Here is a 24,957-nt window from a genome sequence, read left to right as displayed (position 1 = left end):
AGGAGAATCTGATGGACGATACGAATCTAAAGGAGTGAGTTATACAAAAGGAGAATCTGATGGACGATACGAATCTAAAGGAGTGAGTTATACAAAAGGAGAATCTGATGGGCGATACGAATCTAAAGGAGTGAGTTATACAAAAGGAGAATCTGATGGACGATACGAATCTAAAGGAGTGAGTTACACAAAAGGAGAATCTGATGGGCGCTACCAATCTAAAGAGGCATTGAAAAATATTCGTTGGGTTGATTTATCTTATATATGGGGATATCCTAACGATGAGCAGGATGGGGTAGTGGAAACAGTGTATTTTAATGAAGATGTCAGAGGTAAATATTTACTATGTCAGTTGACTGGTGATCCAAGTATGGATGGGTTTGTTACTCTGCTAATACCTGCCGCTGGGATAACGTATAGCTTTCCGTTGGGCCAATACATCGATCAGCAGAGTAGATATGTTAAATTTGCTTTTACAATAGCTGATGATGGTAGAAGTGCTACTACTGTGCAGTTTTGTGATGGTTGGGTGGGTCGTGTCGGGATAGTAGGTTAATATATTGGAGTAATAGAAAGCTCAATGGGCTTTCTATTGGGTACAAAGGTAAAGGTAATTATTTTATCTCATCGATAAGTTTTTTAAGAAGTCAATGTTTTATTTCATGAAAATAAATCATTAGATACCTTATTCTTTAATTTATATCGATATAAAATCCTACCTTTTTTAATGATATTTGGTCATGATTCAATAAATTGATATCATGACCAGATTAATTGACAATTAAAATATGATTGGAGTAATGGTTAATTTTTTTTGATGATTTTGTAAGAAGAAAATGGGTTTGAAAGTAATGACTTTATTATAATGCTGACATTATTTTCAAATTCAGCTTAATATTTTCAACAGTATTTCATATCACTTAGTAAGCTTACACTACCTACATGTAATGGATTTGATTTTTTAACACTACTATCATAAAAACTAATCAATTCATCTTTATTCAACATCAAGTGAATAATCTTTAATAATCAGTTATTCTTCGAAAATAAAGTCAATATTTCTTTCTCTGTTTTTTGACCATATGCTACTTTGGTAAGTAATGTCGCACAGTTTAATCAGTCTGATTAGTTAACCTTCCGCCAATTAGGAGTGAATGCTGCATGAAAGATTCCATAACTTCATTGTTTAAGCCATTTGACTTAGGTGCATTGAAGTTGCGAAACCGTTTCGTTATGGCTTCAATGGAGCAGGAGCGCTCATTCGGAGATGTATCAGGAAAAGAGATGGCAGAGCATTATTGCCAATATGCAGCTAACGAAGGCGCAGGTCTGGTTATCACGAAGACAGCCTATATTAATCATCCCTCCGCCGGAGAAAAAACGGATTTACCCCGCTTGGAATCTGGCTCAGAAGCATACTTTTCTGAAATGGTTAAGGCAGTACATGCTACTGGCGGAGTTATTTTTGCGCAATTATTTCATCAGGGTGCCGACGATTCAGGGCGGCTTGATCCGTCACTGGCCTGGAGCCCGTCAGGGTTTTCTGCCACTCGTGGCTTATATGGTAAGGCTATGACACTGGACGACATTGATGAGATTATTGCTTCTTTTGCAAAAGCGGCCAGTTTCGCCCAATTAGCAGGATTTGACGGTGTAGAAATTCATGGCGCACACGGCTATCTGATAGATCAGTTCTTATGGGCAAATACGAACCGCCGCGAAGATATATGGGGCGGTTCAATACGCAATCGTGCACAATTTGCGGCGCAGATAATCGCGGCGGTGCGTAGAGCTACCGGTCATTTGTTCCCGATCTCTTTTTTATTTTCTCAATCGAAGATGGGTGCCAATAATGCGGCGATTGCAACCCGTCCGCACGACTTAGAAATCTTGCTTGATCCGGTTGTTCAGGCTGGTGTAACCATATTGCATGCGTCGGGTGGCCATTTCGACCAACCCGCTTTTCGGGGTTCAGGTCGAAGTTTGGCGGTATGGGCCAAAGAATTGACAGAACTACCTACCATTGCAGGCGGTTCGATAGATTTATCGTCATCAGAGTGGCCAACATACAGCTCTGACTTAGAGGTGCTGATACGGCAGTTAGATAACCAGCAAATTGACTTAGTGGCTGTCGGACGGCAACTGCTTTCTGAACCAAACTGGGTTTCAGTACGACAGAGGCTGTCGCAATAACCGCCATCAATATTCCCGGTGCTTAAATTGCCATTAATGCCACATTTCTTCTCGTTTTTCTCACTTTTATCAGAGGAGAAAAACTGATAGTTTGGCTATTTGGCAGTCAAGACAAGGAAAGAGAAATGGCAAGTTATTTAGTTCGAGTGGAACTGTATGGTACGGGGTCTGCGGGATATGAAAAGCTACATAAAAGGATGGTAGGCAATCAGTTCAGTCGCTCTATACGTTTCCCCGACGGAAAGTGGCATCGCCTTCCAAGTGGAACTTATATTGGTAATTCTTCATTAGGCTCTCTTCAACTGGCAGAAAAAATCAAATCTATTGCTAAATCATACTCAAGCAAAGACCCTTCCATATTTGTCTGTACTTACAGTAACTGGAGCGCTGCGCTGTATATTGATAAGGAACATCCAGAAAACTGATTAATCCAATAAATAAAAAAACAGTAGTCTGAAAAGTAAACTGATGTAGATGAGTTTTATTATATTTCAAATTAATAAACCAGTAACAAAGAATAAAATAGCTTTCGACTCATTGAACAAATATATAGGGATACATTGGTAAAGTCACATTATGAAATCTGACAGCCTTGACTGTGTTGCTGCGAATGTTTGTTTAATAATGAGGGAGTCGAAAAATGAACAGCAACTGGATGTGTTATATGAAATTTTTAGGTTTCTGGATTGCAGTAACGTTAATGATCGGGATTATGTTGTCATAATAGATGATTATGATATAAATTTTGTAACCTCGCTTTGGCGAGGTTTTTTACATTTGAACCGTAACATTATTTATTGCAGGAGCTTTATTTTGGGAAAGAATTTAGCTGACTCTGATCTCAATAATATGTCGAAAGAACAATTAATTGAAGAAATCAAGAAACTCAGGGAAGGAATAAGAGAGCACAGAGATTCATCCGGTCATGACCTTTGCTGGTATCACCCTGATTTATGGGGGTTGTTACCGGAATATAAACAGACAGAAATTGAAGTACCGGATTGGCCGCAGTTTATGCGCGGCTGTACTCGCTATCGCCAGTCGTTAGATGAAAAATGCCCATCTGCCGTCAGAACCAAAGTAGAATTTGACGATGACAAATAAGATAGACGTTCTCGTTAGGTAATCCGTCATCAGAAAATAGATTACCCGGCACATGCGGGTAATCTTGATTTGTATTAACTGTATATTCTTCGTCTTTCAAGTTGCCTCTTTGTTGGCTGCAAAGCCACCGTTTTATAAACATGCGGTTATCTATGCTCCCGGGAATTAATAAGAGGCCAGTCTTTGGCTGGAAAAACGCGTTCCTTTTTTCTTTGACGTATCTTGAAATCTATAATGTCTATGATAAAGAATAAAATAACATGAATTTACTACATTATTGAGCTGGCTTTCTCAACGTATAAACCAGCTTGTTTCTATTATTTTTCAGTGTTAATTGCCTGTCCTTTAAACTCACTGCCGCCCCCTGAGTCAGAATATCAATAATGACCCGATCCCATTTGTTAAGCTTTTCATTAACACAGAATATGTCGGATTTAGTCAAATTGTTGACGATTAAAACATTATCCTTTAATTCACCTACCCCCATAAAGTTGTTACACATTGTTCCGGAAACAAACATGTTTTTACCAAATGTGATGGACAGCTTTGTATCTTCTTGATTGGATACACTCTCATCATTAACGCTGACTAACGCAAATTTATGGTGCTGCAAATCTTTGGCAGTTACATTTCCTGTAGCACTTACCCCTGTGGATTGACATGCTGTAAGTAACAAGGTGGCGACCGCTAACGGAATCGCTCTGTTCATTTTATCTCCTGATGTTTATTACTTCATCCAACGAGATTCGGGCAGGGTTCACCAGAAGTTAATTGTTGGATACTTTGTAACGTTGTTTCACTGATACTGGTTAATGCTTCTTCTGTCAAAAATGCCTGATGGCCTGTGAATAAGACATTATGGCAGGAGGATAAACGGCGAAAGATATCATCTTGAATAACGTCATTTGATTTATCTTCAAAAAATAAATCACGTTCGTTCTCATAGACATCCATACCTAATGCGCCAATTTTCTGTTGTTTCAATGCGTTGATTGCAGCAACAGAATCAATCAGTGCACCCCGGCTGGTATTGATGATCATGACACCATCTTTCATTTTACTGAACGCAATTTCATCCAGTAAGTGATGGTTTTCCGGAGTCATTGGACAATGTAGCGAAATCACATCAGATTCGGCATACAGCGTATCCAAATCCACATATTTCACCCCAAGTTCTAATGCTTCCTGATTTGGGTAAGGATCATGTGCTAACAGGTGCATACCGAAACCTTTCAGTATTCTTAAGGTAGCAAGGCCAATTTTCCCGGTACCGATAATACCTGCGGTACGGTGATACATGTTGAACCCAGTCAGGCCTTCAAGGGAGAAGTTAGCATCGCGGGTACGCTGGTAAGCACGATGGATACGTCTGTTCAGGCATAGCATTAACCCGACTGTATGTTCAGCAACGGATTCCGGTGAATAGGCCGGTACGCGAACAACCTGAATACCGAGTTCTTTAGCTGCATCCAAATCAACATTATTAAAACCGGCACAACGTAATGCCAGAATTTTGATGTTCATTTCTGCCAGTTCTTGAAGGACTTCACGTCCACCATCATCATTGACGAAAATACAGACAGCATCAGCTCCAACAGCATTTTTAGCGGTTTGTGGGCTAAGGGGAAAATCAAAGAATTCGATATGATAATCAAGGCCAAGTTTTTGGTTGAGTAATTCAAAATGTTTACGGTCGTATTGCTTTGTACTGTAAACAGCAACTTTCATCACTTTATCTCCGGTATGTTATTGACTGTATAGTGCTTAATTTCACTCAAGCGACTTATTGAACTTTCCTGTTCAAGAGTATATCTGTTGCTTTACAAGCCTCCTTTTTGATGACTAAGCAAATTTGTTCTCTTGCCACTACGATCTGGCTTGAAATACATTAGGCATATCGTTTTTGGGTTGTGTTTTCGTCCTTGCTATGGCGATGCAACCTGAAATCCATCGGTATAATAAACCGACTCATAGTTTTCCATGAGATTATCATAACAGGAAGTTATATTCAGACTGAAAAAGAAGAGTTCGATAATAAATGATCAGGATATTAAAAGCGTTCGCAGTCATGGTAATACTACTGGTGTTATTAGTATTGACTGGATGGTTCACTCTTTCTCACTGGTTACCACTGGTTGCCAGCCATTGGTTACCACAGGGAATGACGCTTTCTTTGACTCAGCCCACATGGACAAATAACAGATTACGGCTTGATAACCTAACCGTGCAGGTACAAAAATGTGAATTCATAAAGTTATCCGGTTTATCTGCTGGATATTTATCAAATCAACGGGAAGAAGGCAAATATTGGGATATTCATGTGGCTCATGCTTATAGCCAGAGTGAGTGCTTGCCACAATTACCGGTAACGGAAAAGCAGTCAGCCCCCGCCTCCGTGGATGAGATATTATCCTCCATTCCTGCAATTAAATTAGTTATTGACCATGTTGTACTTTCTCCGTGGCAGGAATTTGCCGGAAAGTTGCAGTTTGATTCATCATCTCACCAGCAAACACTCTCTTATCAGGGGAGTCAGTTAAAATTAGTGGCTGATATTACAGATAAAAAATACCTGAACGTTCACCAATTTTTTGCAAAATTACCCAACCAGACTATTAGCCTGAATGGGGGTTTTTCATTGCCATTGGATATCAACAAGTTACCTGAGCAGGGTAGAATCACGGGACAATTGTCTGTCAGGCAGTATCCTGAACCTTTATTGATGTTGCTTGAATGGCAGGGGCGGGATGGAAAATTTACTATCACTCAGGAACACAATCCATTAGACAAAAAGGACAAAAGTAAACCGCAGATATGGGCTGAATTACCGTGGTCGTTCAATCAATCCCAATTTGTTATTCAGCATGGAAAATGGCAATGGTCGGGAGCAGGGCAACCATTATCCGGGGGAGTGGATTTTACTCTCGAAGACTGGAAGAAAGGTTTTAATGGGAGTCAAATCAGTGGAAGAGTGAATCTGATTACTCAGGGTGAATTTGGCAAGGGTAATGTCGTTCTTTCCATGCAACCGACAAGGTTAAGCCTAACAAATACCCATATTCCTTTTCGGCTGACAGGGCAGATGAATAGCGGGCAAATGATTATGACAATGTCATTGCCGACAGTTATAACAGGCTCACTCATTGATCCGAAGGTAACATTCAAGCCGGGATCGCTGTTCCGTGTCTGGGGAAAAGTCAGCGAAAATTTTACTATCAAAGAAGCCAGATTACCTTTGGCAGGAACCTACCTGACCCGTAATGGTTTTACTGGGCGTTTGCAGGCAATAGTCACTGCAAAAGAGCGTTATTGGGGGACTTTCAGACTCCATTTTGATGGAATGGCTGAAGATTTTATCCCCGATCATGGAAACTGGAACTGGCATTATTGGGGAAAAGGTGATTTACCGCCATTGCAGGCTAAATGGGATATATCGGGTAAAGGAAGCTGGAATCAGTCACAGATAGCGATAAATACGCTCAATACAGGGTTTGATGCTATTAATTATGATCTTGTAAAAATGAAAGCTCCTCGTTTACAGCTGATAAAACCACTGATATGGAATCGCTCCATAACTCAGCCAGAATTAGCGGGAGAACTGCAACTTTCTGCTTGGCGAACTGATTTTCGCTCCGGTGGCTTTTTACCGCCGGTTGATTTCAGGGCAACAATAACCGGTCAGTCACCTGATAATTTTATGTTAAATGGTAAATTACAGGCTAAGGGAATAGGGCCGATCCCAATTTATGGGCGTTGGGATGGCGTCAGGCTAAGAGGAGAGGCGCGTTGGCCAAGGCAGTCATTGTTGGCATTCCAGACGCTCATTCCAGCTGATTTGGGGATCACCGTGCGGAGCGGGAATATCTATGCGCAGGCAGCATTTTCTGCCGCAAAAGGGCAAGGTTTACGTGCTGGTGGGCACTGGGTAGTCAAAAATGCAGGAATCTGGCTGAAAGATGGAAGTATTGACGGGCTGGATTTTGTATTACCGTGGCGTTTACAGGAACAGACCTGGCAATTAGGGGTTACATCACCTGTTCAGTTACGGGTTAAAGCAATCAACAACTTATTCGAGATGAATAATGTTTCTGCCGATTTGAAAGGTTTTTATCCCCCGACAGAGATTCAGCCAATAACATTATCCAATGTGAATATTGATATGCTGGATGGGGGGCTTAAATTAGATAGATTACAGCTCCCACAAAAACAGCCCGCTGTACTGAGTTTTAATCAACTGAATGTGAGTAAATTATTTCATGTGTTGAAAGTGAAGCAACTTGCCATGTCAGGAAAAATCAGTGGTGAATTACCGCTGTTATTAAATGATAAACAATGGCTTATTAAGCAGGGCTGGATAGCCAACGAGGGTGGACTGACATTAAGGCTTGATAAAGATACGGTTGATTCGATAGGAAAAAATGATTTAACGGCAGGGTTAGCGATGGATTGGCTACGATATTTGGAAATCAGCCACTCTAAAGCAAATGTAACACTGGATAATCTGGGTATTTTGGTCATGCATTCAGAGATAAATGGTGTTAATCCCGTCGTGGATAAAAAGCGGGAAGTCAGATTAAGCTACCGGCATGAAGAGAATATCTTTCAGCTCTGGCGCAGCCTGCGATTTGGCAGTAGTTTGGAGGAATGGTTAGAGAAAAATATCATGTTACCGGAATGAGCGTTCACAGATTAAAAAAACGGTCATTGAGTTCTCAATGACCGCACATAATTAAAAACCATCATATAGTTCTATAAGCCCTCAACTGCTCAACCAGCTGCTCTTTCCCTACGATAGAGACAATTTTCCCCCGACGCAGAGCAACCTGATCTGTTTTCATTTCCTGCTCTCCGACAATCAGAATATTGGGGATCTTCAACTGATGAAATCGCCTGATTTTATGAGCAACAGAACTATTACTATGATCAGCTAATACAGGCAAATCCGCAGAGTTGAGTGAACAAACCAGTGCGTTGGCATAATCAATAGCTGCGTTGCTCACTGTTGCGATTGCAACGGGTAATGGATGTATCCATTCTGGCAGGGCGCCCTGAGTGCTTTCCAGCAATATGCCGATCCAACGCTCTATTGAGCCATATATGACCTGATGTAAAATTACCGGGCGTTCTTTCTCACCAGACGAATTTGTATAAGCAATATCAAAGCGCTCGGGAAGGTTAAAATCCAGCTGTATTGTTCCGCACTGCCACTCACGCCCCATATTATCTTTAAGAGCCAGTTCGATTTTGGGGCCATAAAATGCGCCTTCACCGATTTGTATTTCGAAATCAACAGATTGCTCTTGGCATATATCAATTAATATTTGTTCAGCTTTCTGCCATAAAACTTTATCGCCGAGGGCAGATTCTGGCCGAGTAGAAACTCTGACTAAAAGTTGATGATAACCATACTGGCTGTATACAAGTTTAGCTCTACTCAGAAAATTAATTACCTCTGCCTGAATTTGTGACCACGCACAAAAGACATGAGCATCATCCTGAGTAAACTGGCGCAGGCGTAGGCAGCCATTCAGAGCGCCAGAGGGTTCATTACGATGGACAAGACCAAATTCAAACAGTTTTATGGGGAGTTCTCTGTAGCTATGCACACCGCGTTTAAACAGTAAAATATGCGCCGGACAGGACATTGGTTTTAAAGCATAATCAGACATACCTGCCTGATCGCCACCGAAAAACATATCTTCTTCGTACATAGCAAGATGACCGGAAGTCTGCCATAACTCTTTTTTCAAAAACTGAGGTGTGCGGACTTCCTTAAAGCCATGCTGTTGGTAAATTTTCCGCATATGCTGTTGGATATTTTGAAATAGCCGCCAGCCGTTCGGATGCCAGAAAATCATTCCCGGCCCTTGGGGTTCTGAATGAAATAAATCAAGTTGTTGTGCAATCTCACGATGAGTTTTCATAGCTTCTCCTGTTATGAAACTCTGAGCGAAACGCGTAAGGCAGGTATGAAAAAACCCTCTGGCGAGTCGCTCAGAGGGTTTTTTAAAATTCTGTCGAGACTACCCCCCGAACAACCTAGTGGTTTCGGTGGTGGTAGTTTGTTGAGCTGGCATGGCCAGAATGAAGATTGATTTAATTTTCATAATGGTTAAGTTTTTAGCAATCTGTATAGAAAAAAGCAAGTGGAAATTATAGGAGAAAAGTTATATATCCAATGGGATTCGAACTCCCTAATAAATTACTGTGTTTTAATACTCTGCTCTGTACCGTAGAATTATCGTTGAACTGGGCTAGTTTGGGATTTTTAACCGGGAGTAATAATAAATGATAACAAAGCATGGGTTCAGATTAACGATGGCCATCAGCGGCATGACGTTCATCTGTATAGGTTTGGCTGGGTGTGTCAGGCTGGAAGTTGCAACACCAGATAAGCCCATCAATATTAATATGAATGTGAAAATTGAGCATGAAATTCATATTAAAGTCGATCGGCAGATTGAAGATATGCTCAAAAATAACTCTGACTTATTCTAAGGAGTGTGAATATGAAAAAAATAGGAGTAATACTTTGGTTAACTCTGCTGTTTAGCTCTTTTGCAATGAGTATGACGCTGGATGAAGCAAAACAACAAGGTCTGGTAGGTGAAACATTCAGCGGCTATCTGGCTCCTGTCAGGAATACTCAGGATGCGCTTTCCGTGGTTAAGCAAATCAATAGTGAACGGGAAAAAAGGTATGCGGAAATTGCGGCGCAAAACAATATCACTACCGATCAGGTCGCGAGAATAGCAGGTGAAAAGCTGGTTAGTCGTGCAGGGGCAGGGGAATATGTGCGTGGTATTAATGGTAATTGGTTGAAGAAATAAAGCGTGCCATTTTTAGGCTGGCACGCACCGTTAGTAGCAACAGAATAGTAGCAACAATCAAGCTGCAATTTCTTCGGATTGTTCCTGCTTTATTTTTTCTATAATTTCAACAATTGCATTGTGGGAATTTTGGTGTGCCTGATGTGCCAGTTCTTCGCCCAATGCAAACCCTTCTGCAAAGACGAATTTAACATCAGTAATACCAATAAACTCCAAGAAAATCTGTAGGTGTGGCGTTATCAAATCTTTTGGTGTCTGCTGATAGATACCTCCACGGCTGCTCAGTACAATAACACGTTTACCTTTTAACAAACCTTCTGGGCCTGATTCAGTATAACGGAAGGTAACGCCGGCACGAGCAATCAAATCAAAGTAGTTTTTTAATTGTGTAGGAATAGAGAAATTGTACATTGGCGCAGTGATCACAATAACATCATTTGCCTTTAATTCGGCGATCAATTCATCAGATAACGCCAGAGCCATTTTTTGACGTTCTGTCAGTTCAGCACCACTTGGACGCATAGCACCTAATAATTCCCCATCCAGCACCGGAACAGGTTCCTCAGCCAAATCACGGATGGTGATGTTACTATCTGCATAGCTGGCTGACCATTGCTCAATAAAATGATCTGCTATTTTATTGCTCTGTGAATTTTGCGCCATAATGCTGGATTTCAGAACCAGTAATTTATTCATTTTTAATTCCTTAATTCGTTACTGTAACTAATACACTGTCAACGGTTTCTATAGGTCAGGCATTTTAATGGGATAGTTATTCAGTAAATAGCGCAATATTTCGAGGTTTGTATTCAAAATTATTGAACATCAGATTGAGCCATCAGTTTTTAACCTGAAAGATGAGGGAAATAAATGCGTTTATATGCAGTACATTGAAATACTCAAGATATGTTACACTTCTGATAGCCCAGTACTAAAACCCTATCCTATAACTCAATTTACTAGAATATCTTGATAGTAAAAGAAATTTTGACAATAAAGTGCTTTTCAGAAAAACAGCACTACTCAATTAAGAACGTCACAAGGATTTATCACCGTGGAATTACCTTTAACAGCGACGATTGCTGAATTATACGCTGAACTTGAGCACACGCCGTTGCGCGACCAGTTCCGTTTAAGAAAACGTTTGCAGGGAGCTGCAAAAATAAAAAATCAGGCTTCCTTGCAGGCTGTAACACAATCTATTGCTGCGGATATTACGGCAGCAAAACAAAAAATTATTAATCGTCAAACGGCATGTCCTACGATCAAATACCCTGAAAACCTGCCCGTTAGCCAGAAAAAAGATGATATCTATAAAGCGATCAGGGATAACCAGGTTGTTATTATTGCGGGTGAAACAGGCTCTGGTAAAACAACCCAGATCCCTAAAATATGTCTGGAACTTGGCAGGGGTGTTAAAGGGCTTATCGGGCATACCCAACCCCGCCGTTTAGCGGCCCGTTCAGTGGCCAGCCGTATTGCAGATGAACTGGAAACATCGCTGGGTTCAGCGGTCGGCTATAAGGTTCGTTTTAATGATCAGGTGAGTGAGAATACACTGGTCAAATTAATGACTGACGGTATTTTGCTGGCGGAATTGCAGCAGGATAGGTTGTTATTACAATACGATACACTGATTATCGATGAAGCCCATGAACGCAGCCTGAACATCGATTTTATTATGGGATATCTACGTCAGTTATTGCCGAAACGTCCCGATCTGAAAGTGATTATTACCTCAGCAACTATTGATCCTGAACGCTTTTCTCGTCATTTCAGTAATGCGCCTATTATTGAAGTTTCTGGCCGCACTTATCCGGTGGAAGTACGTTATCGGCCAATAGCAGGGGATGATAATGACAGTGATAGGGATCAGCTAGAAGCTATCATTGATGCAGTAGAAGAATTAGGCCGCGAAAGTGCGGGTGATATTCTGGTATTTATGAGCGGAGAGCGTGAAATTCGTGATACTGCTGATGCGCTTAGTAAACAGAATTTCAGGCATACCGAAATTTTGCCTCTGTTTGCTCGTCTCTCCAATAACGAACAAAACCGGATCTTCCAGTCTCATGTCGGGCGTCGAATTATTCTAGCCACGAACGTCGCTGAAACTTCATTGACTGTACCGGGGATTAAATATGTTATCGATACTGGTTATGCGCGTATCAGCCGATATAGCTATCGAACCAAAGTCCAGCGTTTGCCGATAGAGCCAATTTCTCAGGCATCAGCTAATCAACGAAAAGGTCGTTGTGGCCGTGTTTCTGACGGGATCTGTATTCGACTCTATTCTGAAGATGATTATTTATCCCGCCCGGAATTTACCGATCCTGAAATTCTGCGTACCAATCTGGCATCTGTTATTTTACAGATGACTTCGATTGGATTAGGGGATGTCAGTGCATTCCCGTTTGTCGAAGCGCCGGATAAACGCAACATTCAGGATGGTGTCCGGCTATTGGAAGAGCTGGGTGCTATCGATACCGAGTCTTCAACCGATGGCACGTATCGACTGACACAAATGGGGCGGCAGTTGGCGCAGTTACCGATTGATCCCCGTTTAGCACGTATGGTACTGGAAGCCAGAACTCATGGCTGTGTGCGTGAAGTTATGGTGATTACTGCGGCATTATCTATTCAGGATCCGCGGGAAAGGCCACTGGAAAAACAGCAGGCTTCGGATGAAAAACACCGCCGTTTTGCTGATAAAGACTCAGATTTTATCGCGTTCCTGAAATTGTGGGATTTTCTGACAGAACAGCAAAAAGAACTCTCCAGTTCTCAATTCCGCAAACTTTGTCGTCAGGATTATCTGAATTACCTGCGGGTCAGAGAATGGCAGGATGTTTACACGCAATTACGGCAGGTAGTCAAAGAGATAGGTATTCCGGTTAACAGTCAGGAAGCGGATTACCGCAGTATTCATATTGCGTTACTGACCGGGCTTTTATCCCATATCGGTCAGAAAGATGTCGAGAAACAGGAATATACCGGTGCCCGTAACGCCCGTTTTTCTATATTTCCGGGATCGGGATTATTTAAAAAACCGCCTAAATGGGGAATGGTGGCGGAGTTGGTGGAAACCAGCCGCCTTTGGGGACGCATTGCTGCCCGCATCGAACCAGAATGGATAGAGCCTCTGGCATCGCATCTGATCAAGCGTCATTACAGCGAACCACACTGGCAAAAATCTCAGGGTGCAGTCATGGCATCAGAGAAAGTTACATTATATGGATTGCCGATAGTGATGGGACGTCCGGTCAATTACAGTCAGATTGATCCGATGTTGTGCCGCGAATTATTTATCCGCCATGCGCTGGTAGAAGGAGACTGGCAAACCCGTCATTCATTCTTCCGTGCTAATCTCAAATTACGTGAAGAAGTCGAAGAGCTGGAACACAAATCCCGCCGTCGGGATATTCTGGTGGATGATGAGACTTTGTTTAGCTTCTATGATCAGCGGATTGGTAAGGACGTAGTTTCATCCCGCCATTTTGACCGCTGGTGGAAAACCGTAAGCAAAGATCAGCCGGAATTGCTCAATTTTGAAAAGAGCATGTTGATTAAAGGGGATGCTAATAAAGTCAGTGCGCTGGATTACCCGAATTACTGGTATCAGGATAATTTAAAATTCCGTCTAACTTATCAGTTTGAACCGGGGACAGACGCTGATGGTGTCACGGTGCATATTCCGCTGCCAGTATTAAATCAGGTCAGAGATGAGGGATTTGATTGGCAAATTCCGGGAATTCGTCAAGAACTCGTCGTAGCATTAATTAAATCGTTACCGAAGCCGATTCGCCGTAATTTCGTACCAGCACCTAATTACGCACAGGCATTTCTGGAGCGGGTAACTCAGCCACAAGCAACATTGTTGGAAAGTCTTGAAAAAGAATTCCGTCGCATGACTGGAGTGACGTTGTCACGCGATGATTGGCAATTGGAACAGGTTCCGGATCATCTGAAAATGACTTTCCGTGTTATTGGAGAGAAAAACAAAACGCTGGCGGAAGGGAAAGATCTTTCGGCACTGAAGCTGAAACTGAAAGATAAAGTACAGGAAACACTTTCAGCCGTAGCAGATGATGGCATTGAACAAAGCGGGCTGCATATCTGGAGTTTTGGCGAATTACCTGAACGCTATGAGCAGAAACGAGGGGGCTATTCGGTTAAAGCATTCCCGGCGCTGGTGGATGAAAAAGACAGTATCGGTATCAAATTGTTTGAAACTGAATCTGAACAGCTTAATGCCATGTGGGAAGGAACGCGTCGGTTACTGTTGCTGAATATTCCATCACCGATCAAATACCTGCATGAAAAACTGCCGAATAAATCCAAGTTGGGGTTATATTTCAATCCATATGGAAAAGTTCTGGATTTGATTGATGACTGTATTTCTTGCGGAGTGGACAAATTAATTGCAGAAAATGGCGGTCCGGCATGGAATGAACAGGCATTTTCAGATTTGCAGGATAAAGTCCGGGCTGATTTGAATGATGCAGTGGTCGAGATTGCCAAACAGGTCGAGCAGATCCTGACAACGGTATTTGCCATTAATAAACGCCTGAAAGGGCGGGTGGATATCTCTCTGGCATTAGCACTATCTGATATCAAAGCGCAAATCTCTGGTCTGGTCTTTAAAGGATTCGTCACCGCCCACGGTTGGAAACGTCTGGCAGACGTACTGCGTTACCTGAATGGAATTGAACGCCGGTTGGAAAAACTGGCAATTGATATAAACAGGGATAGAGCGCATATGAGCCGGATTGAATATATTCAGCAACAATGGCAGCAATGGTTGGCTAAGCTTTCTGTTCAGCAAAAACAGTTACCGGAAGTAAAAGAAATCCGCTGGATGATTGAAGAACTGCGTATCAGTCTGTTTGCTCAACAGCTGGGAACGGCATATCCGATATCTGATAAGCGTATTTTGCAGGCGATGGAGAATATTGCCGCGTAATTATTTAGGGGCTTTAGTGTATAATGATTAATACACTATAAGCCCTTATATTTTTGTATTCCATACTTGTTTTTAAAATACACGCTAACTCTATTATCCAGTACCAATTTTTTAAATATAGTTGTTGCACATTTTATTGCAATCTATGATACTGGCAAGGAATGGTTTATTCTGAAATTTGTTAATTTTCCACTCGGTTTATGACATTTTCCATAAACCCCATGTGTTGCTAATATTATGAATTGTTGACTATAAATTACTTTATTTATTGTTAAGGTAAAAAATATCTGTATTTTTTAATTGCAGGTAATCATTGTTTTTATTCAAGTAATTAAACATGATATTGTGAATTTATTTAAAATTGTAATTTATATAACTATTGCGTGATTTTTCTTGAAATTATTTCTTTATGACATTTGTATTTTGTGTTTTTAAATTTAATTTATAAGGAAAAATCCATGAATGTAATTAAGAGATTTTTAATGCCCTTTTTGTTTTTATTGATGGCGGTATCATTTTGTCATGCTTCTGTTGACATTAATAAGTTGTCGCCACAGGAACACGATAATGTAAAAAAATTTTTTAAGGAGGCTCATGAAAATAGTAAAGGAGAACTCCATGTTATTGATCTTACAGTTCCGGAAAATGAAAAAGCTTATCTTTCTATTTTGAAGTTGAATGGAATCACAAAAGAAAGTCATCCTGATTTTTTTAGTGATATTGAAGTTATAAAAGCAAGACAAAAAACTACCTATATGAGTGGAAGGAATATACAGCTTTCAGAAGATGCTAATAAACCTTCACATTTTTTAGGTAAGCCTGTTGTTAAATATGCAAAGCCCGATCGTACTTATGTTACTGGTGAGGTTTCACATTCAATTCATTACCCAGATGACAGTATCCCTGTATTTTTTCAAGATATGCTGATGGTTTATACTGTGACAGAGGATGGCTCGATTAATGAACTGATCGCTTCAGGCTCCAATCGTCTTGAAAATAAAAGTGTGAGATTTAATACAACGGAAGCAAAAAGTCATACTCCAGACCAACCAAATAATATTGATCAATCTCCTATACAAGCTAATGCGGTATTCCAGTTTAATTTAAATGGAATACCGTATGGACCTTTTCATACATCAAGTAAAAGTGCAGACATTCCAATGAGAATGGAGAATATTGCTCCTGAACCTAAGGATCCAGCCTTAAGGCAAGACCATAAAACAACGATTATTATTTGTTTAAATCGGGCCGATCCTGAACCAGAGCAGGGCTTTCATGAAGAATGTGATTATGGTCCAATGACGCCAGACAAACCGAGCGATCAAACTCACATTCTACTAGAAGTAATTGGTTCAGTCACATTCGAGAAACCCATAGTAACTAATAATGGAATACCTGATCAATCAATGATTGATTTTACTTTAATAGGAATAAATACCGGGGGAACATGTAAACTACGTGACATCAGTCAGGATAAATTTTTGCAACATGTTACGATCGAGGGTAATGGTAGAACGCTTAAGTGGGATTTTTCAAAAGATAAAGGATACGCGGATTTTGGTAATATCTGCTGGGCTAATAATAGTGAATATGCATTAATTATTATGGGGAAAATAATGACAGCGGATGAAAATGATTCTAATGATCAAATCCCGATTGAATTTACTTTTAGTTCTGCACCTAATGTTGAACCTTCAGTTAATAAATTAGAATATAATCCGATCGTCATCCAATATGGCTGACGGTTCTAAGCGTAAAGTTGAATATTTGCATCGAGGTGATATTGTATTAAGTAAAGATGGCAAAATACTAAGAATAAAAATTCGTATTGTAGGCTTTGATAATAACTTCATTGAATTACAATATAAGCATGACGGATACTCTCACTATTATGAAAAGGTATATAGTATTATTACCCTCAATATTGGGCCTGTTATGAGTATAAAAATGGTTGCATGCTAATTCATGCAACCATCTGAAAAGTAATACAGCTGAAATATTACTTACTGATAAGTCAGTGTAATCGTCGCTGTTGCATTGGCTTTACCCGGTGTTATCTGTGGTTCAGTCTGAATATAACGGGCTTTCATCGGAAGAGAGAAATGTCTTACCTGATCACTAGGATTAAGGACAATGTGTTCACCTTGTGATAGGAATCGATTGAGAAAAATAATTTGTAAACCGACGCCTTTTGCGGTGACATTGTCACTATCCTGATCCAATGCCCAGATATTAGAATAACCATTTTTTGCTGGACGTCCATCCAGTCTCATAGTGGCTTTTGCATTTGCATCGCAGTCCAGCTCTAAGTTGAAGTCTTTTGTCCGAGTAGCACTATGCATACCGCGAAATTCACTAGTTTTAACTTCCCCCATATTAACGAGAGTTGTTTTATGTGTTAGGGAACAACTCGGAATAGGAGTAATAATATTCGTTTGTTCTAAATAAAAAGTATGAATGATATTACTATGTCCCATTCTGGCTCGAGTCAGAATCCTACCTTCAATTTTTCCTGAACCTGTGGTTGGTGCAATTTTGATTAATTGTACTGTTAAATATCCCCATGTTTCACCACAGTAATAATATGGTTGACTAGCTCTTTGAGGAGGGGAGCATGTAAATGGATTGTCAGACCACCTAGGAAACCAGTCAATACCATAACCAGTCGGTCCCCAATTATTTATTCTAATACCAATACCCGGTACACCTGATTCATAAATAGCATCATAGTTGTAGTGTGCCTTCGGAAAGTCGGGTGGATCCCATGACGTAGGAACTCGAAAATTACAGTGAGCGATATAGCCCTTTCTGTTTAATTGGTCTAAAAACACCTCTTTGATGGTTGTCCCGATTGGATGATCTTTTGACACTATGATATTACCGCCAAAAGAAATTTTTGTTTCATCGCCGGTAAATCCTTGCATAAAGTGGCATGAGTAACCTCCATAATCGGCCTGACTGGTAAAACTACTCATCATGCCGATGATAAATATACTCGCCAATAATAATTTTAAGCCCTTAACCATAATTCATTTCCATAATAGGTAAAAATATCAGACATATGATCAATAGTTGTTATTCACAGGTGGCATCCAGCATGTACAGACCTGATTCTGGTGTTGTTTCCGGGAGCTGATAATTAATCCGGCATTCCTGAGTATCTTTATAACCCCATTTCACCCATATCTGACCGGATTCAGGAATACCACTCATATAGGCCTGTCCATCATTACTGACAATAGTACTGCTGGGTTCATCTGACTCATTTTGCTGGACTAATGTGGCTGTAGCGCCAAATGGAACTTCTTTTCCTTTGTGAGAAAGATTCAGCAAAACGCGATAACCAATGCGGGTCTGGAAATCGGCCAGTGTCAGAGCACCTTGAGTGGGGACAATAGTTTGTGTGCTGATATCGATATCAACATTATCTCCCATTGAATAGGTATCCAAAGAGATACGATTTTTGCGATAACTGCTGGCATACGGAACAATCGCATAACCTCTCCGGTCAGTTGCAATCCCAGTCTGATTCTGGACTTTAATGCCTTTAGCGCCATTGGCTCGGACTAACACTAATGTATCCCCCAATGATTGAGAGAAAGTGATACCGTAGGGATGTGCGACGACTCCACCATTGAGGCTGTAATTTAACTGTTTGGATTGTCTGTTATAGTTATAACCCACGCCAACCTGACCATAAGCACCTTTATATTCTGTAGTAAGGTTTCCACCAATACCTGTGTTACGGTTATCGTAATTTTGCTGAATACTGTAAGCCAGATTGTTATCTTCCAGTGCTGTTCCACTTAAGCTGACCTGATGAGATGTTTCTCCTTTTTTATTACTAGTCAGGTTATAGCTGGCCCAGCTATTTTTCAGCCAGCGATCAAGAGGGATTTGTACGCTGAGCGATACAATCTGATCTTTATGATTCGTTCCGGGCAAACTACTATAGGAGTAATTCAGGGTGTAATTGACAGAATTGTAGCTATTACTGTAACCGGCACTGATATTCCTTTCATAGCCTTTCTGTGACCAGTAATCCTGCTGAAATGCAGATAAATAAACACCGCCTAAATCACCTAAAGATTGGTTAACATGCATTTGCAGTTTACTGCGTTTGTTGGTGTTGTAGCGATTCTTACTTGTAATATTAAATTCATTAACTTCTTTGAAATCATAGAAATCGTGGGTCGAATAACGATAACCGGCTATCGTTAAACTAGTGCCAGTCAGGGTAAGATCTTTTGCATATTGAAACCGATATGATTGCCCGGAAGCACGGGTATCTGAAGTTAATTCTGATTTGGCATGTGTTACATCAAAAGAAAATGACCCCCAATCATAGAGGCTGTAACCGGTTCCCAAAGCAACAGACTGGTAATTTTTTGAGAAAATTGTTCCACCGTATAGCGTGACATTATTGGAAAGCCCGTAACTGGCTGTACCCTGCACAAAATAAGGTGTTTTACTATGTTGAGCAGATGAACGGTATTTTCCGAATGCCAGAGAATGGCGCAGACTCTTTTCCCGCAACATAACCGGTACAGCCGAAAAAGGTTGTACAGAACGATGTTCCTTTCCGTCGGCTTCTTTGACGATAACTTCTAAATTGCCACTGGCAGTTGTGGGGTACAGATCATTGATAATAAAAGGGCCGGGAGGAACATAGGTTTCGTAGATAATGTAACCATTCTGCTTAATAGACACCTGAGCATTACTTTGCGCAATCCCCCGTATCGTTGGAGCAAAACCTCTCAGGCTATCAGGCAGCATATTATCATCTGAGACCAGCTGCATACCGCGAAACTGAAAACCGTCAAAAATAGGTGAGGGGGTATAACTATCACCCAAAGTCAATTGGCTTTTTAGAGAGTGAATATCACGTTGTAGATAAGTATTCAGGCTTTTCCATTGATTGCTCTGGCTACTGTAAGTGGCGTAATTTCGCAAACGCCAGGCATCCCAGTTGGCACCACTTCTGAGATTAAGAAAACTATTATTGCTTGAACCTGATTGACCATTCAGCCAATTAGTTGAACCACTATAACTATAATTAACTTGTAAGGAGGTCAATCCCTGCTGCCATAAATGAGGTGGCACATAATCTCTGACTTTGTTATGCAGGGAAGCTTGAGGAATACTGATATCCAGACGCTGCTTGTTAAAATCGAAAGAAGATGATGCAGAATCGATATACTGACTAAGATCGGTGATTACCGTTTCTGCTGATAACGCCGCTAAAGCTGGGAACAAACCGACATTGACTCCCATCTCTTTTAGCTGTTTTAGCGTAATTTTGGGAGATAACTTATTATTGACCAGAACGAACTCAACATTACCGGTATCTATTTTTTCTCTGTTTAGATAAGTATCGACCCAATAGCGACCCGGAGGTTGTTGATCGTCCTGCATAAAGATTGACAGATCAATATCTTCAGGAAAGCCGGAAAGTGTTTCCAGTGCATTGATATTGAAATAGTCATCTCCGTAAACCTTATCGGAAAGCAAAAGCCATATTGTTGCCAATATACATAAGAGTGCTTTCATTGGTTTGAAAAATAACACCAAATTATCAGAAATATTGTATTGAAGACAATGGCGGCTGTTATCCATAATCATTTTCTAGTCCTGATAGATTGTATGAAAATTATACTCAAAAAATATGCTTTTCTTCTGGTGTTATTCCGCCAAAATCATTAATGGTTTTCCAAGAAACATACTTGATATTTTTAATAGGAATATCCCAACTATGCTGACCAAAAGGAGGGAGCATACCGGCTGTCTGGATCTCATGGTTTTTTGAAGCATTTCCAATGCCAAGATAAGCAAAAGAAACATAGTATGGTGTAGGGTTCTCGGCTGTCAGCTTGTTGCCTTCAACCTTGAATTTCAGTGCCTTATAGGCGATAGAAGCATCTTCTGCCAGTTGGGCAGGGCGGTAAAATATTTTAAAGCGTGATCTTACAGTGATTTGTAACTGATTTTCTTCAGATTTTACGGTTGCTGGAATAGATTTAACATTTAGCCAGAATAAGGATTCTCTGTCAGTGGGTAAATTATCTCCGGTTTTTATAATCCGTAATACGGTCTCATTTCCGGCGGTTAATTTAAAAAGTGGGGGAGTAACAATAAACGGTGTCTTAGTCTCATCATTCTCTCCCTGAACCCAGGATTGAATAAGATAAGAAATATCTGTTTCCGGATTATTGATAGAGATGGATGCCTCTTTTCTGTCGCCGTTATAAACAACACGAGTGCCACCGATAACGACACCGGCAAAAGAAGTATTAATGCTGAATGTGCAGATGATAATAAAAATCAAAATACGAAAATATTTCAAAATAGGCACTCCAATAATATTATTTATTATGGTTATATATTAATTAATGTAATTGGTTTGCTATTACCATTCACTGGTTATAGTGAATGGTAATAGTTATTAATTAGATACTCTTGTTCTATATATTATTAGTTATAATCGATGGTGAAGTTAGCTATTGCATTACCAGTACCCGGAGTCACTGTCGCTTTAGTTGCAACATACCTAGCAACAAACTCCAGCTCAGCACCATTATTTTTGATGTCTTTTTGAGAAGAGGATCTCGCCATGGGAATTGGAGTGTTACTATTCGGTTCATAAATGCCAATAGCAATACCATCAGCAGCTCCAGGGGCTGTATTTTCTAGCGCTAAAAGATTTTTATTAATATTATCAGACTGTCCATCAAATTTAACACTAGCATGCTTATTAGCGTCTGGACACTTAGTAAGTTTAATACTGAAATGTGTTGCAGCTGCGGTACTACCGATTCCGTTAAATGAGGTAGTGCTAATTTCTCCCATATTTACGGTCTGATTTTTGGTATTTTGAGTAATTTCACATGAAGAAGAGATTATTTTTCCTTTAAATTTGATTTGTCCATCTTCGGCATGTGCCATAGGCATAAATACAGAAGAAATGAATAAGGATGAAATAATTAACTTGGTTTTCATTTTTAATATATCCCATCCCTGGTGTATGAATACAACAGGGATATAGCTGATTTAATTAACATTAAAGCCGTACAAATATAATACAGCAAATGAGTAGTCTAAGTTGATATCTGAAAGACGGTACAAGAAGATACCAAAGTTCTCTATCCGACAGATATTGCAAAGCATATAGTAGCGATCAATTACCAAAGATCAAAATAATAACTCGACAAAGCACAATATTCGAAACATTACTCTGCCAACTTTCTATTAATAGAATTGTAATTCAGAAAATAGAATATTTTTCAATCGTGAATGTATTTTTATTCTGTCTTATAAGATTAACTATTAATTTCGGGAAATCTCAGAAAATAAATATGAAGATAAAAGTGCTTATTTTTGTGGTTTTATATTTTTCCTATATATTTAACTAAATATTATTTATTTGTGACGCAAGTCCCAAAATTAGCATTAATGCCTGATATTTGACATTAGTCAGAGACTTAATCCATTTTTTTTCAAAAAACCAAGACTTAAAGCCAACTCAAGTTAACTAGCTGTTAATAATAACTGGTATGACATGATTTGTGTGATGAATACTTCAAAAAAGAGCACAACAAAGAAACTAAATAAATATTTATGTATAGATTATTTTATCCTCAATTAAAGACGTTATTAGTTACAACATACTTAAAAAGAAATCTAAAACAACACTCATCAATACCGAGTACAAAAAGCTTAATAACACTTTCTTACAAAAAATGGAGTAGGGGAAAACAGAAAGAGATATTTTAAGGATTGTAGGAGGGAGAGAACAACTTCTCTCCCTATCTTTAGCAAAGGGTCTAACTTAGAAAATACACTGTAAGTATTAGTGCATCAGTAACCATGTAGAAGGAATTGTAGTCAATAATAGAATAGCAATTGCAGATTTTTCTAATTTATTCAGTCTACTACTATCATCCATTTGCTTGCGTGCATATAGAAAAACAAGTAATCCTGGTGCATATAGGATGACTGAAAGCAGTAAATGCATTAAGCCAGAGGCATAAAGCAGCCATAAACCATACATGCAGGCACCTGTAGCAATAAATAGTAAGGCACGGTTACTGCGTTCAAAAGCAACTTTTGCTAAAAATGCACCGACTAAAAAGTAAGGTACAAGAACCATTTCTGATGCGATAGAAAGTAGGGTGTTGTAATCGCTTCCGCTTAACCAGATTAAAATCAGAGCAACCTGAACAGCGCCATTTGTGATCCACAATGAAGATGCTGGTGCTTTTTTATCATTTTGCTTGCTAAATATTTTAGGAAATGAGTTATGTAAAGAAGCAATGAAAGGGACTTCAGCCGCCATGATTGTCCAGCTTAGGTAAGCACCACAGACAGACACAATTAAACCGGCAACAATAATGAATTGGCCAGCCGAACCAATTAATCCTACCATCAGATTTGCCATAGAAGGATTACGTATTGCAGCCAATTCTGGTCTGGTAACCAGACCCAGAGAGAGTAGGGTAACCAGCACATAAACGCCTAACGCTGAAATCACAGCCAGTAGGGTTGCAATTCCAATATCTTTACGTCTTTTAGCTCTACCTGAAACAACAACCGCACCTTCAACTCCAATGAAAACCCAGAGAGTGATCAGCATGGTATTTTTGACTTGTTCCCAGACAGGAACTCCCATCTCAATACCAGTAAAATCGAATGTAAATACATCCATTTTAAAGGCAATGACGGCCAGAATGATGAATATCCCTAAAGGTAATAGTTTGGCCATTGTCGCTAATTTATTGACACCAGCAGCTGTTTGCACACCTCTGAGTACAAGCCAATGAACGAACCAAAGTAAAACAGATTCACCGATCAACGCTTGCCAGGTATTTCCGTCACCCAAAATCACAGAATGTTCTGTGTCAGTAAAAAAGCTTAATGCCGCAAAGACAATGACTAAGTAAGAAACATTAGCGATGATTGCGCAAAACCAATATCCCCATGCAGAGCAGAACCCGACTAACTCACCAAAACCTTCTCTGGCATAGGTAAAAATTCCGCCATCCAAATCAGGACGCAAACGAGATAATAAAAGTAAAGAAATGGCTAAAAAGAGAATGCCTATGCCTGTGATCCCCCAACCTATCATTAAGGCAGCGGGGCTTCCTGCGTTTGCCATATTTTGTGGCAAGCTGAATACGCCCGCTCCAACCATTGAACTGAAAACTAATGCGGTTAGAGAAGTAAGGCCTAATTTTTTTTCCAAAGATACGTTCCTAAAAGTCAGATAAAATCAACACGATTAGCCAGAACACTTATTCTGAATATCGAACACATATTGGACATTTATTGCATCCATGCGATGGAATGCAGAAATATTCAGTGGTTAAATCTAAAAACAGGGGGATTTTACGGAGTGAAAGGGCTGTATGCAATGGAAAATTATGCAAAAAAACACAAAATTTATGCATAAAAATCTTCATTTCCTAATGAAATAAACAAAAATAGTTTTCCGCCGTTTAATATTCATCGGATTGTCAGTCATATAGAAGTGATACGGTTAACAGAGGCAATTTTTAAGGTGACAGGGATATGTTTTCAAAAGCCAGATTAATGCTCATATAATAAACATTATTAATAAGATAGAATTTATTTTACGTTTAATAAACAAGTGATAAACATTTTGGGGAATTGTTTAACTAAAAGTCAGATAATGAATTTTATAGGTATTACAAAAAAGAGATATATATACAATGGATTTCAATATGCGTCTCGGCGACAAGGGAACTCATCCCGGGAGCATAGATAACCGTATATTGATAAAAACGGTGACTGGGCTGAGTGAGGGTAGCCAACAACGAGGCATCTGGAAAAACGGAATGTATATAACGTAATAAC

Annotated in this window: 18 protein-coding genes and 1 pseudogene; 10 read left to right on the top strand and 9 right to left on the bottom strand. The window is 39.8% G+C overall.

Annotation, left to right across the window (positions count from 1 at the left end; all coding sequences use genetic code 11):
* The 4 genes and pseudogenes from AAC855_RS05030 to AAC855_RS05015 all read left to right on the top strand — a co-directional run.
* Positions 1-556, top strand: a pseudogene (locus AAC855_RS05030) (hypothetical protein); the annotation flags it as partial.
* A 605-nt stretch (positions 557-1,161) separates the two neighbouring features.
* Positions 1,162-2,193: an oxidoreductase gene (locus AAC855_RS05025; RefSeq protein ID WP_340608530.1), complete on the top strand. Its 1,032-nt coding sequence runs from the start codon at positions 1,162-1,164 to the stop codon at positions 2,191-2,193.
* Between the two features lie 125 nt (positions 2,194-2,318).
* On the top strand, positions 2,319-2,618 hold the full coding sequence (ghoS, locus tag AAC855_RS05020) for a type V toxin-antitoxin system endoribonuclease antitoxin GhoS (RefSeq protein ID WP_340608529.1): 300 nt from the start codon (positions 2,319-2,321) through the stop codon (positions 2,616-2,618).
* 388 nt (positions 2,619-3,006) lie between these two features.
* On the top strand, positions 3,007-3,297 hold the full coding sequence (locus tag AAC855_RS05015; RefSeq protein ID WP_340608528.1) for a hypothetical protein: 291 nt from the start codon (positions 3,007-3,009) through the stop codon (positions 3,295-3,297).
* A gap of 274 nt (positions 3,298-3,571) precedes the next feature.
* Here the strand turns inward: AAC855_RS05015 and AAC855_RS05010 are convergent, their stop codons facing one another.
* Positions 3,572-4,006, bottom strand: a complete 435-nt coding sequence (locus AAC855_RS05010; protein WP_340608527.1) for an META domain-containing protein — start codon at positions 4,004-4,006, stop codon at positions 3,572-3,574.
* Positions 4,007-4,029: 23 nt separating this feature from the next.
* Positions 4,030-5,025: a 2-hydroxyacid dehydrogenase gene (locus AAC855_RS05005; RefSeq protein WP_340608526.1), complete on the bottom strand. Its 996-nt coding sequence runs from the start codon at positions 5,023-5,025 to the stop codon at positions 4,030-4,032.
* A gap of 310 nt (positions 5,026-5,335) precedes the next feature.
* Here AAC855_RS05005 and AAC855_RS05000 point away from each other — a divergent pair, with 310 nt between their 5' ends.
* Positions 5,336-7,975, top strand: coding sequence for a YdbH family protein (locus AAC855_RS05000; protein ID WP_340608524.1), 2,640 nt, complete (start codon positions 5,336-5,338; stop codon positions 7,973-7,975).
* 61 nt (positions 7,976-8,036) lie between these two features.
* On the opposite strand, the gene thrS is transcribed toward AAC855_RS05000, so the two are convergent.
* Positions 8,037-9,221 carry a threonine--tRNA ligase gene (thrS, locus tag AAC855_RS04995; RefSeq protein WP_340608523.1) on the bottom strand — a complete coding sequence of 395 codons (1,185 nt, stop codon included), beginning with the start codon at positions 9,219-9,221 and terminating at the stop codon, positions 8,037-8,039.
* A gap of 394 nt (positions 9,222-9,615) precedes the next feature.
* On the opposite strand from thrS, the gene AAC855_RS04990 reads away from it, so the two are divergent.
* Positions 9,616-9,795: a YnbE family lipoprotein gene (locus AAC855_RS04990; RefSeq protein ID WP_340608543.1), complete on the top strand. Its 180-nt coding sequence runs from the start codon at positions 9,616-9,618 to the stop codon at positions 9,793-9,795.
* Between the two features lie 11 nt (positions 9,796-9,806).
* Positions 9,807-10,127, top strand: a complete 321-nt coding sequence (locus AAC855_RS04985) for a YdbL family probable chaperone protein (protein WP_340608522.1) — start codon at positions 9,807-9,809, stop codon at positions 10,125-10,127.
* Between the two features lie 57 nt (positions 10,128-10,184).
* Here the strand turns inward: AAC855_RS04985 and AAC855_RS04980 are convergent, their stop codons facing one another.
* A complete protein-coding gene (locus tag AAC855_RS04980) occupies positions 10,185-10,823 on the bottom strand; it encodes an FMN-dependent NADH-azoreductase (protein ID WP_340608521.1) in 639 nt (212 codons plus the stop codon).
* A 358-nt stretch (positions 10,824-11,181) separates the two neighbouring features.
* Between AAC855_RS04980 and hrpA the strand changes: the two genes are divergently transcribed.
* The 3 genes from hrpA (at position 11,182) to AAC855_RS04965 (ending at position 17,049) form a co-directional block, all read left to right on the top strand.
* On the top strand, positions 11,182-15,087 hold the full coding sequence (gene hrpA / locus AAC855_RS04975) for an ATP-dependent RNA helicase HrpA (protein WP_340608520.1): 3,906 nt from the start codon (positions 11,182-11,184) through the stop codon (positions 15,085-15,087).
* A 458-nt stretch (positions 15,088-15,545) separates the two neighbouring features.
* Positions 15,546-16,829 carry a hypothetical protein gene (locus AAC855_RS04970; RefSeq protein ID WP_340608519.1) on the top strand — a complete coding sequence of 428 codons (1,284 nt, stop codon included), beginning with the start codon at positions 15,546-15,548 and terminating at the stop codon, positions 16,827-16,829.
* On the top strand, positions 16,822-17,049 hold the full coding sequence (locus AAC855_RS04965; RefSeq protein WP_340608518.1) for a hypothetical protein: 228 nt from the start codon (positions 16,822-16,824) through the stop codon (positions 17,047-17,049). Before AAC855_RS04970 ends, AAC855_RS04965 begins: the two co-directional genes overlap by 8 nt.
* Positions 17,050-17,090: 41 nt before the next feature.
* Here AAC855_RS04965 and AAC855_RS04960 read toward each other — a convergent pair whose 3' ends face one another.
* The 5 genes from AAC855_RS04960 to AAC855_RS04940 form a co-directional block, all read right to left on the bottom strand.
* Positions 17,091-18,113, bottom strand: coding sequence for a fimbrial protein (locus tag AAC855_RS04960; protein ID WP_340608517.1), 1,023 nt, complete (start codon positions 18,111-18,113; stop codon positions 17,091-17,093).
* A gap of 49 nt (positions 18,114-18,162) precedes the next feature.
* A complete protein-coding gene (locus tag AAC855_RS04955) occupies positions 18,163-20,709 on the bottom strand; it encodes a fimbria/pilus outer membrane usher protein (RefSeq protein WP_340608516.1) in 2,547 nt (848 codons plus the stop codon).
* Positions 20,710-20,743: 34 nt separating this feature from the next.
* Complete coding sequence (locus tag AAC855_RS04950) at positions 20,744-21,430, bottom strand: fimbrial biogenesis chaperone (RefSeq protein WP_340608515.1); 687 nt, start codon at positions 21,428-21,430, stop codon at positions 20,744-20,746.
* 128 nt (positions 21,431-21,558) lie between these two features.
* On the bottom strand, positions 21,559-22,083 hold the full coding sequence (locus AAC855_RS04945; RefSeq protein WP_340608514.1) for a fimbrial protein: 525 nt from the start codon (positions 22,081-22,083) through the stop codon (positions 21,559-21,561).
* A gap of 850 nt (positions 22,084-22,933) precedes the next feature.
* A complete protein-coding gene (locus tag AAC855_RS04940; protein ID WP_340608513.1) occupies positions 22,934-24,325 on the bottom strand; it encodes a basic amino acid/polyamine antiporter in 1,392 nt (463 codons plus the stop codon).
* Positions 24,326-24,957 lie beyond the last annotated feature (632 nt).

Source organism: Xenorhabdus bharatensis (assembly GCF_037996705.1).
Lineage (GTDB): Bacteria > Pseudomonadota > Gammaproteobacteria > Enterobacterales > Enterobacteriaceae > Xenorhabdus > Xenorhabdus bharatensis.
Note: the sequence above shows the minus strand (reverse complement) of the source record. Positions and strands in the feature narration are given on the sequence as shown.